Genomic DNA, 14,375 nt, shown 5'->3' with positions numbered 1-14,375 from the left:
GGCGGGAACCATAATGGAGGCATGACGCAGAACAAGGCATCCTTCAACGCGCGCGTGTACGACGTGGTGCGCCGCATCCCCGCCGGCTCGGTGGCCACCTACGGGCAGGTCGCGGCATTGGCCGGTGCCCCGCGGTCGGCGCGGTTCGTGGGGTTCGCGCTGCACGCCAATCCGGAGCCGGGCGTGATCCCGTGCCACCGCGTGGTGTTCCGCGACGGCTCGCTGGCGCCCGGGTTCGCGTTCGGCGGTCCGGAGCGCCAGCGGGCCCTGCTCGAGGAGGAGGGCGTGCGGTTCAAACCCGGTTCGGGGGAGCCGGCCGGGGCGGACGGCTGGCGGGTGGACTTGGACGCGTGCCAGTGGCGGGCCTGAACGCGCCGGTCCCGTCCCGCTCCGCCAGTCCGGCCAGCTCCATCGATCCCAGCTGACGGGCGATCCACGCGGCGTTGAACGGCGTGCGGTCCGCATTGCGGGGGAGCGCGTCGCGCAGGGCGGCGCCGATCGCGTCCTCGCCGGCATGCACGCCGCGTCTGCGGCAGGAACGGATGGCCGCGAGCACCATGCGCTGGCCGTCGTCGGGCTCGGGAGGCGCCTGTCTGGGCCGGGTGTCCGGAGCGGCGCCGGAGGGCGTCTTCCCGCGGCCCAGACGGCGTTTGATCGACGGCGTGGCGGCGGGCACCTCGTCCGCGGCGAGCAGCGCGGGCTGCGGCTGCTGCTGCGTGGGTGCCTGCGCCTGCGGCATGCGTCCGCCGCGTCCGTCATGTCCGCCGTGTCCGTCGCGCCCGCTCCGCGCGCCGGAGGCATCCGCGGGCTCCGGCGCGGGCTGCGGACCGGACTGCGGATTGAACTGCGGGCTGAACTCCGGTTCGGTGCGCGGCTCGCGCGGCTGATGGTCCGGATGGCACAATTCGGTCACGTCCTCGCAGTCCACGAGGATGATCGCGCGGTTCTCGTGGATGAGCATGTTGCAGCCCGTGTTCGACGGCTGCATGATCTCGCCGGGCGCCGCGTACACCTCGCGGTTGAGGTCCGCGGCCCAGCTCGCCGTGTTGAGCGCGCCCGACCGGTGCCTTGCCTGCGCCACGACCACCACGCGCGCGAGCCCCGCGATGATCCGGTTGCGCAGCAGGAACCGCCGCGCCTCCGGAATGGTGTCCGGGCTCATCTCGCTCACCAGCGCGCCCGAGGCGTCGAGGATGCGCTGGAACATCTCGTGGTTGCGCTGCGGGCCGATGTGGTCGAGCCCGCCCGCGAACACGGCGACCGTGCGCCCCGCGCGGGACGGGTACCGTTCGGCCGCGGCGATCGCGCCCCAGTGGGCCGCCGCGTCCACCCCGTACGCGCCGCCGGAGACGATGAGATGGCCCCTCAGCGCCGCGTGCGCCGCCACGTCGCGCGCGACCGTGCGCCCGTAGTCGTTGGCGCCGCGCGAACCGACCACGGCGATCGGCGCCTCGCAGCTCGTGAGCGCCGCCGGATCGCCCTGCCCCCACAGGCACAGCGGCGCCGCCCAATCGGCCTTGACGGACAGGTCCTCGAGCTGCTCCGGCCAGCACGGATGCCCCGGGGCGATCACCCACATCGACCCGTCGCGGGTGAACAGGGCCCGCAGGTCGTCGGCCCGCAGCGACGGCAGCGAGTCGAGCCGCCGCATCCACCGGTCCACGGCCGAGCGGAACCGCCCCACATCCTGCGCGGTGGCGCGGTGCCCCCACTTCGCGGCGCCCGTCAGGAACATGCCCTCCAAGTCCCCGCCCGCGCCGCGCGACGCCGCGTCGTCGGGGTCGGCGTCCCTGCGCGATGCGCGGCGGTCGGCCAACGCATCCACGAGCGCCATCGCGTCCGGCGCGCCCCGGTGCGCCGCGTACATGAGGGGGTCGGGGCCGTCCATGCAATGCGCGAGCGCCGCGCGTGCCAGCGCGTCGTCACCCATGGGCTCCATGCTGCTCTCCATGCCGTTCGCGCCGCTCATGCCAGATGCGTCCTCAGCTGGATGCCGGTCTCCACGTCCCGCTCGTTCGGGCTCGTCCGGCCGGCGAGGTCCGCGATCGTCCACGCGAGCCGCAGCGCGCGGTCCGCGCCCCTCAGGCTCAGGGTCTGCCGGTCGAGCGCCGCGTTCACCTTCTCGGTCGCTCTCGCGGACGTGTTGCGCCGCAGCCACTGCCCGCTCGCCTCGGCGTTCGACGCCCACCCCTGCTCGGCGTACCGGTCGCGCGCGGCGGCCCTCGCCTGGATCACCCGCCGCCGGATGTCGGCGCTCGACTCGCGCGCCTCGCCCGCGTCCGCCGTGAGCGTGGAGACCGGCGGCACGTTGATCTGGATGTCGATGCGGTCCAGAATCGGCCCGGACAGCCGGTTCCAGTAGCGGGACCGCTCGCGTTCCGTGCACCGGCACTGCGAACCGTTGCCGGTGTGGGAGAAGCCGCACGGGCACGGGTTCGCGGCCATGACCAGCAGGAAGCGCGCCGGGTAATACGCGGTGCCCCGGATGCGCGCCACCGCCACGCACCCGGTCTCCAGCGGTTCCCTGAGGGACTGCAGCGTGCGCGGCTGGAACTCCGGGGCCTCGTCCATGAACAGCACGCCGCGGTGCGCGCGGGTGATGGCCCCCGGCTGGGCGACGCCGCTGCCCCCGCCGATCAGCGACGCGGTGGTGGCCGTGTGGTGCGGCGCCTCGAACGGCGGCACGTCGCGGATGCCGTACAGGGGCAGCGTGCCGCACAGGGAGCGGATGGACGCGACCTCGAGCTGTTCGCGCTCGCTCAGCGGCGGCATGATGCCCGGCAGCCGCGTGGCCAGCATGGTCTTGCCCGAGCCGGGAGGGCCGACCATGACCATGTGGTGGTTGCCCGCCGCCGCGACCTCCAGCGCCCATTTCGCGTTGGCCTGCCCGATCACCTGGGACATGTCCAGACCGGACCGGTCGGCCGCGGCGTTCGGGTTGACCTGCGGATTGAGCTCCGGCTCGATGAGGTGCCGCGGCAGATGGTCGGCGTCCAGCCGGTATTTGGGCTTGCCGCCCATGCGCTCGATGAGCTCGCCCAGATGCCGCACGCCGGTCACCTCCACGTCGCCGACCAGCGCGGCCTCGTCCAGGTTCGCGTACGGCACGAACGCGCGCGTGATCCCGTTCTCCCGCGCGCACAGCAGCATGGGCAAGATGCCGTTGATCGGCAGCACCGTGCCGTCCAGATTGAGTTCGCCGAGCGCCAGCGCGTGTTCCATGCAGTCGTGCGGGATCATGCGTCCCGCGGCGAGCACGCTGGCCGCGATGGCCAGGTCGTGCGAGGAGCCGTGCTTGGGCTTCGAGGCGGGGGAGAGGTTGACGGTCACGCGGGTCTCCGGCCAGCGGAAGCCGCAGGCCATGCACGCCGATTTGACGCGCTCGCGGGCCTCGCTCAGGGAGGCGTCCGGCAGCCCGATGATGGAGAAGTACGGCAGGCCCGGGCTGATGTACGCCTGCATCTGGATGCGGAAGGCCTGAAGACCGAGCAGGCCGATGGAGCTTGCGGTTCCTATGGCCATCAGAACGCCCCCGGAATGTGGGTGGTCTGCGGGCCCGACGACGCGACCCGGACGGCGATCACGTCGAAGCGGGTGCCCTGATGCGGCACGTAGTGGGCGTCGTCCAGCAGCCACTCCATGGCGGCCCGGCGCAGGGCCGACTGCTTGCGCCGGTCCACGGCCTCCTGCGGGGAGCCCTGCATGGAGGAGCGGCGGGTCTTGACCTCCACGAAGACGATCTCGCCGCGCGGATCGAGGGCGATGAGGTCCAGTTCGCCGTAGCGCGACCGCCAGTTGCGGTCGAGGATGCGCCAGCCCTGCTCCTCGAGCCACAGCGCGGCGTAGCGTTCGCCGGCGCGGCCGAGCTGGCGGGGCGTGAGCCGGCCGCGGACCAGATCGAGCGCCGCGGCGTCGATCGGGGCGATGAGCGGCGTCGCGGATGATGCGGATGATGCGGATGATTTGGGAAGGACGTGTGCGGAGATGATGTGCGTTGCTGTGTTCATGCCTCCAGTGGAGCATCCGGCGGGCCGTCGCCGCAATCCGGAGCGGGGCATGTGCGCGGACGTGGCCCCCGGTCGGGGTGTTTCGCGCGTGTCGCGCCGCCCGCGGTGGACGGAACGGTGGACGGACGCGCGCCTGTGGACGAATGTGCCGTGCGGATTCGACCGCGCGGATTCGACTGCGCGGCTCCCCGGCGGCCCGGCTCGCGGGTCAGTCGGCCGGCGATTGCCGGCGCAGCGCCGCGACGAGTTCGCCGAGGCTCAGTTCGAAGCTCACGCCGCGCAGCTCGTGGCCGGGCTGGTCGGGCGTGTGCTCCATGGCCGAGCGCACGAACTCGCCGGCCACGCGCGCCGCCTGCGCGAGCCCGAGCCCCGCCATCACGCCGCCGCACAGGGCGGAGGCGAACACGTCGCCGGTGCCGGGGGCCATGAACGGCATGCGCCGGTGCGCGATCTCCACGCGTCCGTCCGCCCCGCCGCCGGACGCCCCGGCCACGTAGTTGCGGATCATGCCGTCGCCGCGGTCCACGCCCTTGAGCACCACGTTGCGCGCGCCCAAGCCGAGCAGCGCGTCCAGCCAGTCGGCCACCGCGCCCTCGTCGAGGTTCTGGCCCGGGTAGTCGCGCCCGGTGAGGATGGCCGCCTCGGTGAGGTTCGGCATGAGCACGTCCGCGCCGGCGGCGAGGCGGCCCATCGCGCGGCACAAGTCGGGCGTGTACGTGGGGTAGAGCTCGCCGTCGTCGCCCATCACCGGGTCCACGAGCCGCAGCGCCGCGGGGTAGTCCCGGTACAGGCGCTCGATCACGGCCACCTGCGCGGCGTTGCCCAGAAAGCCGGAGTAGACGCCGTCGAGCGCCACGCCCTCCCGTCGCCACGCGTCGAGGTAGCCGTCGAGCATGGGGGTGGTGTCGTGGAACGTGTAGACGGGGAACAGCGTGTGCGCGGAGAACAGCGCGGTGGGCACCGGGCACGCGTCGCAGCCGCACGCCGAGAGGATCGCGATCGCCGCGGTGAGCGAACAGGTGCCGTAGCCGCACATGTCGTGCACGGCGGCCACGCGCGGAATGTAGCGCGGATCCCTTGAATACAGCTTCACGTCTTGGCTCATGAGTCACGACTTTAGCGACACGCCGAACCATCGCGGCCATCACGGTCACGAAATCTTCACAATCCGTGTGAGGGTGGCGTGGTGCGGCGGACGACTTGCGAAAACCGCACGCATCCGGGCCGGGCGCGAGGGGACTGAAACCCGCCGACGCGATCGGCGTGCGAATCGCGCGAGGCGCCGTCCGGGGCCGGCGGCGGAGGGACGGCGCATCGCGGAACCGGCAGGCCGGGCGCGCGATCCGAACCCGTAGCATATGCACTGAAAACTCACAGCCTCATGGCGTCGGCCGCGAACGAAGGGAACGGATATGGCTGAAAACAGGGCGGAACTCAACAGGAATCTTGCGCAGATGCTCAAGGGCGGCGTGATCATGGACGTCACCACCCCCGAGCAGGCGCGCGTGGCCGAGGACGCCGGCGCCTGCGCGGTCATGGCGCTCGAGCGCATCCCCGCGGACATCCGCGCCGCCGGCGGCGTCTCGCGCATGAGCGACCCGGCCATGATCCGCGGCATTCAGGAGGCCGTCTCCATCCCCGTCATGGCCAAGGTGCGCATCGGCCACATCGCCGAGGCGCGCATCCTGCAGGCCATCGACATCGACTACATCGACGAGTCCGAGGTGCTCTCTCCGGCGGACGACGTGTACCACATCGACAAGAACCAGTTCGACGTGCCGTTCGTGTGCGGCGCCAAGAACCTCGGCGAGGCGCTGCGCCGCATCGCGGAGGGCGCGGCCATGATCCGCACCAAGGGCGAGCCCGGCACCGGCGACGTGATCCAGGCCGTGCGCCACATGCGCACCATGAACAAGCAGATCCGCGAGCTCGCGGGCCTGCGCGACGACGAGGTCTATGAGGCGGCCAAGCAGCTCGCCGTGCCCTACGACCTCGCCAAGTACGTGCACGACAACGGCCGCCTGCCCGTCGTCAACTTCGCCGCCGGCGGCGTGGCCACCCCGGCCGACGCGGCCCTCATGATGGAGCTTGGCGCCGAGGGCGTGTTCGTGGGCTCCGGCATCTTCAAGTCCGGCGATCCGGCCAAGCGCGCGGCCGCGATCGTGCAGGCCACCGCCAACTGGCGCGACGCCGACCTGCTCGCCAAGCTGTCCGCCAACCTCGGCGAGGCCATGGTGGGCATCAACGAGGACGAGATCCAGACCATCATGGCCGCCCGCGGGGAGTGAGCCATGGTCGTCGCAGCCGAATACATCGACAAGGAGGAGTCGGACGGCGCCGAGGCCGCGGGCCGCGGCGTGACCGGCATCCTCGCCGTGCAGGGCGCGTTCGCCGAACACGCCGCCATGCTCGACCGGCTCGGCGCGCCGTGGAAGCTGCTGCGCCAGGCCTCCGACTTCGACGACTCGATCGACCGGGTGATCCTGCCCGGCGGCGAGTCGACCACGCAGGGCAAGCTGCTGCGCTCCACCGGGCTGTTCGATCCGATCGTGCGGCACATCGCCGCCGGCAAGCCCGTGTTCGGCACCTGCGCCGGCATGATCCTGCTCGCCGCCCGGCTCGACAACGACCCGAACGTCTACTTCGGGGCGCTCGACGCCACCGTGCGCCGCAACGCGTACGGCCGCCAGCTCGGCTCGTTCAGCGGCACCGGCTCGTTCGGCGGGTCCATCGCGGACTTCCCGCTCGTGTTCATCCGCGGGCCGTACGTGGTCTCCGTCGGCCCCCGCGCCACCGTGGAGACCAGCGTGGACGGGCATCCGGTGGCCCTGCGGCAGGGCAACATCATCGCCACGGCGTTCCACCCGGAGCTCACCGGGGACACGCGCATCCACGAGCTGTTCCTCGGCCTGTAGGCCGAGCATCCGCGCCGAATCCGAACCCCGAACGCGCGATCGTTCCAACCTGCGCCCCATGTGTGGCAGCTTGGACCGATCGCGCGTTTTTCGATGCTTCGTGAGCGTTCACAATCCCCGGATCGGTCCAATTTGCGCTGCGAGGGGGCACAGGTTGGGCCGATCGGGGCATGCGTGGCGTGCGACGGCGCGCATGCGGCGCGGACCGCGACCATGCGTGACCGTGCGCGTGACGTAGACCGTCCATGCATGGTCACGGCCGAGTGAAATCGGCGTGATTCCGCCGTCGTGCGATGCACGCGACCGTGCGCGGACGGACTTTGTCACGGTCCTTGTCACGGCGCGGACTCTGTCACGCCTGCACGCGGACGAATGTCGTTCACGGTCGGCGGTGGAAGCGCTCGAGGCTCCGTCGCATGTTCAGGACGGCCGGCGGCTCACCGCAATCCCGTCGCTCGCGTCGGCGTGTCGCGCGTTTTTTCGGACGGGAAGGCGGGTTGTCGACAGGTGCTCAGGCCTACTGCCGTATGGGATTTGAAGGGGCTATAGATAACACGGATAGCGTTCGGCTTGCGCGGGGCGGGCGGCCCGCCGTAGGGTCATAACCAACACCTCGCCAACCGCCTCACGGCCGGCGGGTGGCGAACAGAGCAGTACCCGCATCAACACGAAGGAGCACCTCATGACCGAGGCCAACAAGAAGTACCGTTTCGAAACCCTGCAGCTGCACGTCGGCCAGGAGCACGCCGACCCGGCGACCGATTCCCGCGCGGTCCCGATCTACGCGACCACCAGCTACGTCTTCCACAACTTCGACCACGCCGAGGCCCGCTTTGGCCTCGCCGATCCCGGCAACATCTACGGCCGCCTGACCAACTCCACCCAGGGCGTGTTCGAGGACCGCATCGCCGCCCTCGAAGGCGGCACCGCCGGCATCGCGGTGGCCTCCGGCGCCGCGGCCGTCGAGTACGCGGTGCGCAACATCACCCAGTCCGGCGACCACATCGTCTCCTCCAAGAACATCTACGGCGGCACCTTCAACCTGCTCAAGCACACCCTGCCGCGCGACGGCATCACCACCACCTTCGTCGATCCGGAGGTCCCGCAGAACTTCGAGGACGCCATCCAGGAGAACACCAAGCTCGTCTACTTCGAGACCTTCGGCAACCCGAACGCCGACCTGCCGGACTTCGAGGCCATCTCCGAGATCGCCCATAAGCACCATCTGCCGGTCGTCGTGGACAACACCTTCGCCACCCCGTACCTGTTCCGCCCGCTCGAGCACGGCGCGGACGTCGTGGTGGAGTCCGCCACCAAGTTCATCGGCGGCCACGGCACCACGCTGGGCGGCGTCGTCGTCGAGGGCGGCAAGTTCAACTGGGCCGAGGTGCCGGGCAAGTTCCCGACCCTCACCGAGCCGGATCCGTCCTACCATGGCCTCAACTTCTACGAGGCCCTCGGCGGCACGGCCTTCGTGACCCGCATCCGCGCCATCCTGCTGCGCGACACCGGCGCCACCCTGTCCCCGTTCGCGGCCTTCCTGCTGCTGCAGGGCACCGAGACCCTGTCCCTGCGCGTCGAGCGCCACGTGCAGAACGCGCTCAAGGTCGTCGAGTACCTGCAGACCGTGCCGGAGGTCGAGTCCGTGTCCCACCCGTCCATCCCGGGCCGCCGCGACCACGCGCTGTACGAGAAGTACTTCCCGAACGGCGCCGGCTCTATCTTCACGTTCGACATCAAGGGCGGCAAGGACGCGGCGCGCGTCTTCATCGACAACCTGCACCTGTTCAGCCTGCTGGCCAACGTGGCTGATGTGAAGTCCCTCGTGATCCACCCGGCCTCCACCACCCACTCCCAGGAGACCATCGAGGAGCTCGAGGACCAGGGCATCCACCAGGGCACCATCCGCCTGTCCATCGGCACCGAGAACATCGAGGACATCCTCGACGACCTCAAGGCCGGCTTCGAGGCGGTCCGCGCCTCCGGCCTCGCCAAGTGAGGCAGTCCCCGCCGATTCTCCCGAATTGATTGATCCAGCCATGGCGAAGGCCCCGCGTGTCATGTCGCGGGGCCTTCGCCCGTTTGCGCCGGCCGCGTGCGTCTCCGGTCGCCGCGGGGCTGTCCACGGACGGTGACATGTTCGTTTGCGGTTCGTGTGATGGATGCGGGGCATTCCTTTCGCGGGCCGGACGTCTCGCCGGTGTCGGTAAGCGGCGAGGCGGCAAGCGGCGGACGGCAAACGGCAGGCGACGAGTGGCGGAGGATGCGAACCCCCTTTCGCCATTCCACGCCATATTTTGATCTTTTGAAAGAAAACAGCGCAGTTTACTTTCAATTTGTACTATATTGGCAGTCGAAGTCATATGTTTTGAAAGAAGAGAGGGAAATATGGCTGCCAAAACCCAGAAGGCGCTCACCGCCTCCACCATTCCGCTGATCGCCATCATGACCGCCGTGACCACCGTGGTCACCATGTTCGTCAAGATCCCCACGCCCACGCGCGGCTACCTCAACCTGTCCGACGCGATGATCTTCTTCGCCTCCTACGCGTTCGGCCCGTGGGTCGGCGGCATCATCGGCGGCCTCGGCCCGGCGCTCGGCGACCTCATCAGCGGCTACCCGCAGTGGGCCGTCTTCACCTTCGTCATCGACGGCGTGCAGGCCGTCATCGTGGGCGCTGCCGTGCGCAGGTTCAAGCCGTTCGACGTGATCCTGTGGTCCGTGGTGGCCGGCGTGTGGAAGGTGTTCGGCTACTTCATCGCCGGCGGCATCCTCTCCGGCTGGGGCCCGGCCCTGGGCGAGGTGCTCGGCAACTCCGCGCAGGCCGCCGTGGGACTGGTGATCGGCTTCGCCCTGTTCGCCGCCGTGCGCAAGGCCTACCCGCCGCTGGTGCGCCTCGGCAACCTCGGCGTCAAGGCGGGCGAGTGAACCCATCCGCGCACGCGCTGATCGAAGCCCGGGGGCTTGGCTGGCGGTACGCGCCGATCATCGACGGCGGCCGGCCGGTCCCCGGGCTTCGCGGCGTTGACCTGACCGTCCGGCCCGGCGAGTTCGTCGGCGTGGTCGGTCCCACCGGCGCCGGCAAATCAACGCTGCTTATGGCGTTGGCCGGCATCATCCCCGAGCTCGCCGACGGCGACATGGCCGGAAGCGTGACCGTGGCCGGCATGCGCACCGGCGAGACGGCCGTGGCGGACCTGTCCCGGCGCGTGGGCTACGTGCAGCAGGACCCCGAATCCCAGCTGTTCTGCGCGTCCGTGGAGGAGGAGATCGCGTTTCCGCTCGAACAGCGCGGCATGGATCCCGCGCTCATGGACCGGCGCATCGACGACGTGCTGCGGCTCGTGGGCCTTGACGGCTTCCGCGGCCGCGTGCCGACGAGCCTGTCCGGCGGGCAGATGCAGCGCGTGGCCATCGCCGCGGCGCTCGCGGGGGAGCCGGACGTCCTCATCCTCGACGAGCCGACCGCCGCGCTCGACCCGGACGGCCGACGCGAGGTCTTCAAGGCGCTGTCCGGCATCCGGCGGGCGCGCGCCGCATCCGGGCGCAGCCTCACCGTCGTCATGGCCGAACAGGACACCGACCATCTGGCGCAGTGGGCGGACCGCGTGGTCGTGCTCGACCGCGGCCGCGTGGTGCGCGACGCCGGGCCGGACCTGTTCGCGCGCGAGCCGGAGCTGCTGGAGGGCCTCGGCGTGGCGTTGCCCGGGCCGGAGCCACGCTTGCGCGTCACGCCCGAAAGCCCGTTGTCCGATTCGCCCGGCGGCGAGCCCCCGGCGGTCGCCGCCGACCATCTGACGCACCGCTACGCCGGCCTGCCCGCCGGCGCCCCGGCCGCGCTCGACGATGTGAGTGTGGACATCCCGCGCGGCGCGTTCGTGGGACTGGTCGGCGCGAACGGATCGGGCAAGACCACCTTCGCCCGGCATCTGAACGGGCTGCTCAAGCCCACCGCCGGCAACGTGGTCGTGGACGGGCTCGACACCCGCGGGCATACGGTCGGAGGGCTTGCCCGGCACGTCGGATACGTGTTCCAGAACCCCGACCACCAGATCTTCTGCGCCTCCACGCGCGAGGAAATCGCGTTCGGGGCCAAGGCGCTCGGCCGGCCCGCCCCGGAAGTGGACGCCGCCGTGGAACGCATGCTCGACCTGTTCGACCTGCGCGACCTGGCGGACGTGTCCCCGGCCACGCTCGGGTACGGCGACCGTCGTGCCGTGGCCCTCGCCTCGGTGCTCGCCATGGGAACCGACGTGCTGGTGCTCGACGAGCCGACCGCCGGGCTCGACCGCAAACGCTCCGCGAGGCTGCTCGGCGCGGTGGACGCGCTCAACCGGCGGGGGACCACCGTGATCATGATCAGCCACGACATGCGCGCCGTCGCGGACCACTGCACCCACGTGCTACGCCTCGACGCCGGGCGCGTGGTCGAATGGGGACGGCTCGCCGGCCGGGACGCCGGTCCAGTTCCAGCTGCCGGTCAGGCTGGCGGCTTGGCCGCCGAACGGGAGGGATCCGATGGACGCTGACCTGTACGTGCCCGGCGACGGCTGGCTGCACCGCGCCGACCCGCGCGTCAAATTCCTCATGAGCCTCACGCTGCTCGTGCTGTGCCTCGTGTGGCGCGACCCGCTCGTCATCCTCGCCGCGCTCGCGGCCGAGCACGCGATGCTCGCCGCCGACCATGTGCCCGCCGAGCGCATCGCATGGGTGTGGAAGGCGCTCGCCGCCATCATCGCGCTCATCGTGGTGCTCTGGCCCGTCTTCGACCCGTCCGGCGAACACGAACTGTGGCGCTGGGGATGGCTCAGGATCACGCGCGAAAACCTCGTCATGGCGGCGGTCATGGGCCTGCGCATCCCGGCGCTCGGCTTCGCGTGCTTCCTCACGCTGTTCACCACCAGCCAGCCGAGGCTCATCCGCGGGCTCACCGCGCTGGGGCTGCCGTACCGGGCGGGGCTCACGCTCGCCACGTCCCTGAGGTACATCCCCGTGTTCTTCCGCATCTTCCAGTCGGTCGTGGACGCCCAGCGCGCCCGAGGGCTCGACCTGTCCGGCAAGTCGCCGCTCGCCCGTGCGCGCGCCTACCTGCCGGTGATCGTGGCGGTGCTCATCCGCGCCTACCGCATGAGCCAGGGCGTCGGATGGGCCATGGCCTCGCGCGGGCTCGGCATGCACGGCGTCGCGCGCACCTCGCGCGTGGGCCTGCGCATGCGGGGCGCCGACTGGGGGCTGCTCGCCGCCACGGTCGCACTCACCGCGGCGCTCGCGGCGCTGACCGCATGGGCGCGTGTCTAGGCCGTCGGGCGTTGGATGCCAGACGTCGGAAGGAAGGAGGGCCGAGCAGTGCCGATCATGGAACCAACGGGCGTGGACGCGACCGATCTCGCCATCGTGGCCGCGCTGCAGCGCGACGGGCGCATGCCGCTCGCCGCGCTCGCCGAGCGGCTGGGCATCTCCGTGTACGCCGCCACCGAACGCTACCGGCGGCTCACGGAATCGGGCGCAATGCGCGTGACCGCCGTGGCCAACCCGCTCGCCTTCGACAACTACTGCCAGGTGATCGTGGGCCTGCGCGTGGACGGCCGGCGCGACGAGGCGCTTGCCCGGCTCAAGGCCATGCGCGAGGTCACGTACGTGGTGTGCGCGCTGGGGGACGCGGACATCATCGCCGAGGCCGTCGTGTACTCCAACGCGGCGATGGACCGGTTCCTCAAGCACGACCTGCGCACGCTGCCCGGCTGCTCGCGCGTTCAGGTGTTCTCCTGCGGCCGCCTCGTGCTCGACGACCACAACGTGAGCGTGGTGAACCGGCTGCTGCGCGCGCACGGCGTGGAACCCGCCGATTGCGGCGCGCTGACCAAGCGCGAGGCCAACGTGGGCGCGGATGCGGCGGTGCGCGCGCTGGACCCCAGACTCGCGGAGACGTTCAACGCGCTGCAGGACGACGGCCGCGCCAGCTACCAGACCGTGGGGGAGCGGCTCGGCGTGACCCACACCGCCGTGCGCGGGCGCATCCGCCGCCTCGAGGAGGACGGGCTCATGCGCATCATGGCCACTGTGAGCCCCATGCGCCTCGGCGGCTTCCGTCAGGCGTTCCTGGGCCTCGCCGTCCGACCGCCGCACGTGATGGACGTGGACGCGCTCGTGGACATCGACGAGGTGACCTACGTGATGAGCGGCGTGGGGCTCGGCGGCGCCGACTACCTCATCGAGATGATCGCGGACGACGACGCCTCCCTGTGGCGCACCGTCGACCGGTCGATCCGCACGCTTCCCGGCGTCGAGCAGGCGTGGTGGGCCTCCACGGTGAGCGTCGAGAAGGAATCCTACGAGCTCGCCGTGCGGTGAGGCGGCATCATCCTCAAGGATGAGGAGCGCAGGGCGGCATGGCGTGATTTTCATCCCCGCGCACCATGACGGGGCCGGGCGCGCGCCCGTAGTCTGGGGACCAGCAAGCGGGGAGAGGCCCCGGAACCGAGACGAAGGACGCAATGATGAACGACGCAATGATGAACGACGCAGCGATGCACGACGGCGCGACGTTGGACGGCAACGTGCAAATCACCGTGGCCGGCACGCCGCGGACGTCCGAACCGCCCCGCCCGCCGCGGACGCCGCTGGATCAGGCAAAGGCCGCGCCCGCCCCGCACGTGGCCGATTTGAACGCGCCCGTGGCCATCGAGGCGATCGACCTCGTCAAGGACTACGGCTCCGGCGACGCGGCCGTGCACGCGCTGCGCGGCGTCAACGTGCGCTTCGAGCAGGGCCGTTTCACCGCGATCATGGGCCCCTCCGGCTCCGGCAAGTCCACGCTCATGCACACGCTCGCCGGCCTCGACTCGGCCACGCGCGGGCACATCATGTTCGGCGGCAAGGACCTCACCGCCATGAACGACAACGAGCTCACCCTGCTGCGCCGCCACCGGATCGGCTTCATCTTCCAGAGCTTCAACCTGCTGCCCATGTTCACCGCCGAGCAGAACATCCTCATGCCCCTGACGCTCGCCGGCGCCAAGCCCGACCGCGCGTGGTTCGACCTGCTCGTCACCACGCTCGGCCTCAGGGAGCGCCTGGACCACCGTCCCAACGAGCTGTCCGGCGGCCAGCAGCAGCGCGTCGCCATCGCCCGCGCGCTCGTCACCAAGCCGGATCTGGTGTTCGCCGACGAGCCGACCGGCAACCTCGACTCCGTTTCCAGCGCCGAGGTGCTCGCCTTCCTCAAGCGCTCCGTCAGGGAACTCGGCCAGACGATCGTCATGGTCACGCACGACGCGGTGGCCGCCTCCTACGCCGACCGCGCGATCGTGTTCGCGGACGGGCGGATCGTGGCCGACGTGGACCGGCCCGACGCCGACGCCATGAACCGTCTGCTCATGGCCGAGCGCGACCGCGCCACCAGAACCGTGGGCGGCGTCCGCCCCATGGCCCGCCACGCCTGAGCCGGCCGGAT

Annotated in this window: 13 protein-coding genes; 9 read left to right on the top strand and 4 right to left on the bottom strand. The window is 70.9% G+C overall.

Features of this window, described 5'->3' with window-relative positions:
• The first annotated feature begins 21 nt into the window (after positions 1-21).
• A complete protein-coding gene (locus tag DSM100685_RS04400; protein WP_163200924.1) occupies positions 22-369 on the top strand; it encodes an MGMT family protein in 348 nt (115 codons plus the stop codon).
• Here the strand turns inward: DSM100685_RS04400 and DSM100685_RS04395 are convergent.
• The 4 genes from DSM100685_RS04395 to DSM100685_RS04380 form a co-directional block, all read right to left on the bottom strand.
• Positions 293-1,969: a DNA-processing protein DprA gene (locus tag DSM100685_RS04395; RefSeq protein WP_239512642.1), complete on the bottom strand. Its 1,677-nt coding sequence runs from the start codon at positions 1,967-1,969 to the stop codon at positions 293-295. The genes DSM100685_RS04400 and DSM100685_RS04395 overlap by 77 nt on opposite strands.
• Positions 1,966-3,522 carry a YifB family Mg chelatase-like AAA ATPase gene (locus DSM100685_RS04390; protein WP_152350140.1) on the bottom strand — a complete coding sequence of 519 codons (1,557 nt, stop codon included), beginning with the start codon at positions 3,520-3,522 and terminating at the stop codon, positions 1,966-1,968. The genes DSM100685_RS04395 and DSM100685_RS04390 overlap by 4 nt, the downstream gene beginning before the upstream one ends.
• Entirely contained in the window at positions 3,522-3,926 is a 405-nt protein-coding gene (locus DSM100685_RS04385) for a YraN family protein (RefSeq protein ID WP_420837373.1), read from the bottom strand. The genes DSM100685_RS04390 and DSM100685_RS04385 overlap by 1 nt, the downstream gene beginning before the upstream one ends.
• A 289-nt stretch (positions 3,927-4,215) precedes the next feature.
• Positions 4,216-5,112 (bottom strand): bifunctional hydroxymethylpyrimidine kinase/phosphomethylpyrimidine kinase, encoded by an 897-nt coding sequence (locus tag DSM100685_RS04380; RefSeq protein ID WP_152350138.1) that lies wholly within the window; start codon positions 5,110-5,112, stop codon positions 4,216-4,218.
• Positions 5,113-5,419: 307 nt separating this feature from the next.
• Between DSM100685_RS04380 and pdxS the strand changes: the two genes are divergently transcribed.
• From pdxS to DSM100685_RS04340, 8 genes are all read left to right on the top strand, one after another.
• Entirely contained in the window at positions 5,420-6,295 is an 876-nt protein-coding gene (gene pdxS / locus DSM100685_RS04375) for a pyridoxal 5'-phosphate synthase lyase subunit PdxS (RefSeq protein ID WP_152350137.1), read from the top strand.
• Between the two features lie 3 nt (positions 6,296-6,298).
• Complete coding sequence (pdxT, locus tag DSM100685_RS04370; protein ID WP_152350136.1) at positions 6,299-6,922, top strand: pyridoxal 5'-phosphate synthase glutaminase subunit PdxT; 624 nt, start codon at positions 6,299-6,301, stop codon at positions 6,920-6,922.
• A 682-nt stretch (positions 6,923-7,604) separates the two neighbouring features.
• Entirely contained in the window at positions 7,605-8,921 is a 1,317-nt protein-coding gene (locus DSM100685_RS04365) for an O-acetylhomoserine aminocarboxypropyltransferase/cysteine synthase family protein (RefSeq protein WP_152350135.1), read from the top strand.
• 389 nt (positions 8,922-9,310) lie between these two features.
• Positions 9,311-9,850: an ECF transporter S component gene (locus DSM100685_RS04360; protein ID WP_152350134.1), complete on the top strand. Its 540-nt coding sequence runs from the start codon at positions 9,311-9,313 to the stop codon at positions 9,848-9,850.
• A complete protein-coding gene (locus DSM100685_RS04355) occupies positions 9,847-11,451 on the top strand; it encodes an ABC transporter ATP-binding protein (protein WP_240811888.1) in 1,605 nt (534 codons plus the stop codon). The genes DSM100685_RS04360 and DSM100685_RS04355 overlap by 4 nt, the downstream gene beginning before the upstream one ends.
• On the top strand, positions 11,441-12,220 hold the full coding sequence (locus tag DSM100685_RS04350; RefSeq protein WP_152350133.1) for an energy-coupling factor transporter transmembrane component T family protein: 780 nt from the start codon (positions 11,441-11,443) through the stop codon (positions 12,218-12,220). The genes DSM100685_RS04355 and DSM100685_RS04350 overlap by 11 nt, the downstream gene beginning before the upstream one ends.
• A 57-nt stretch (positions 12,221-12,277) precedes the next feature.
• A complete protein-coding gene (locus DSM100685_RS04345) occupies positions 12,278-13,273 on the top strand; it encodes an Lrp/AsnC family transcriptional regulator (RefSeq protein WP_152350175.1) in 996 nt (331 codons plus the stop codon).
• A gap of 158 nt (positions 13,274-13,431) precedes the next feature.
• Positions 13,432-14,364 (top strand): ABC transporter ATP-binding protein, encoded by a 933-nt coding sequence (locus DSM100685_RS04340; RefSeq protein ID WP_240811887.1) that lies wholly within the window; start codon positions 13,432-13,434, stop codon positions 14,362-14,364.
• The last annotated feature ends 11 nt before the right edge of the window (positions 14,365-14,375 follow it).

Source organism: Bifidobacterium avesanii (assembly GCF_009299475.1).
GTDB lineage: Bacteria > Actinomycetota > Actinomycetes > Actinomycetales > Bifidobacteriaceae > Bifidobacterium > Bifidobacterium avesanii.
The sequence above is the reverse complement of the archived record's forward strand: the minus strand, read 5'-3'. Positions and strand labels throughout refer to the sequence as shown.

Coding starts and splice junctions, on each gene's coding strand:
- DSM100685_RS04380 (WP_152350138.1), bottom strand. CDS start 5,112: ATGAGCCAAGACGTGAAGCTGTATTCAAGGGATCCGCGCTACATTCCG.
- DSM100685_RS04350 (WP_152350133.1), top strand. CDS start 11,441: ATGGACGCTGACCTGTACGTGCCCGGCGACGGCTGGCTGCACCGCGCC.
- pdxT (WP_152350136.1), top strand. CDS start 6,299: ATGGTCGTCGCAGCCGAATACATCGACAAGGAGGAGTCGGACGGCGCC.
- DSM100685_RS04400 (WP_163200924.1), top strand. CDS start 22: ATGACGCAGAACAAGGCATCCTTCAACGCGCGCGTGTACGACGTGGTG.
- DSM100685_RS04365 (WP_152350135.1), top strand. CDS start 7,605: ATGACCGAGGCCAACAAGAAGTACCGTTTCGAAACCCTGCAGCTGCAC.
- DSM100685_RS04395 (WP_239512642.1), bottom strand. CDS start 1,969: ATGAGCGGCGCGAACGGCATGGAGAGCAGCATGGAGCCCATGGGTGAC.
- DSM100685_RS04340 (WP_240811887.1), top strand. CDS start 13,432: ATGATGAACGACGCAGCGATGCACGACGGCGCGACGTTGGACGGCAAC.
- pdxS (WP_152350137.1), top strand. CDS start 5,420: ATGGCTGAAAACAGGGCGGAACTCAACAGGAATCTTGCGCAGATGCTC.
- DSM100685_RS04345 (WP_152350175.1), top strand. CDS start 12,278: ATGGAACCAACGGGCGTGGACGCGACCGATCTCGCCATCGTGGCCGCG.
- DSM100685_RS04390 (WP_152350140.1), bottom strand. CDS start 3,522: ATGGCCATAGGAACCGCAAGCTCCATCGGCCTGCTCGGTCTTCAGGCC.
- DSM100685_RS04360 (WP_152350134.1), top strand. CDS start 9,311: ATGGCTGCCAAAACCCAGAAGGCGCTCACCGCCTCCACCATTCCGCTG.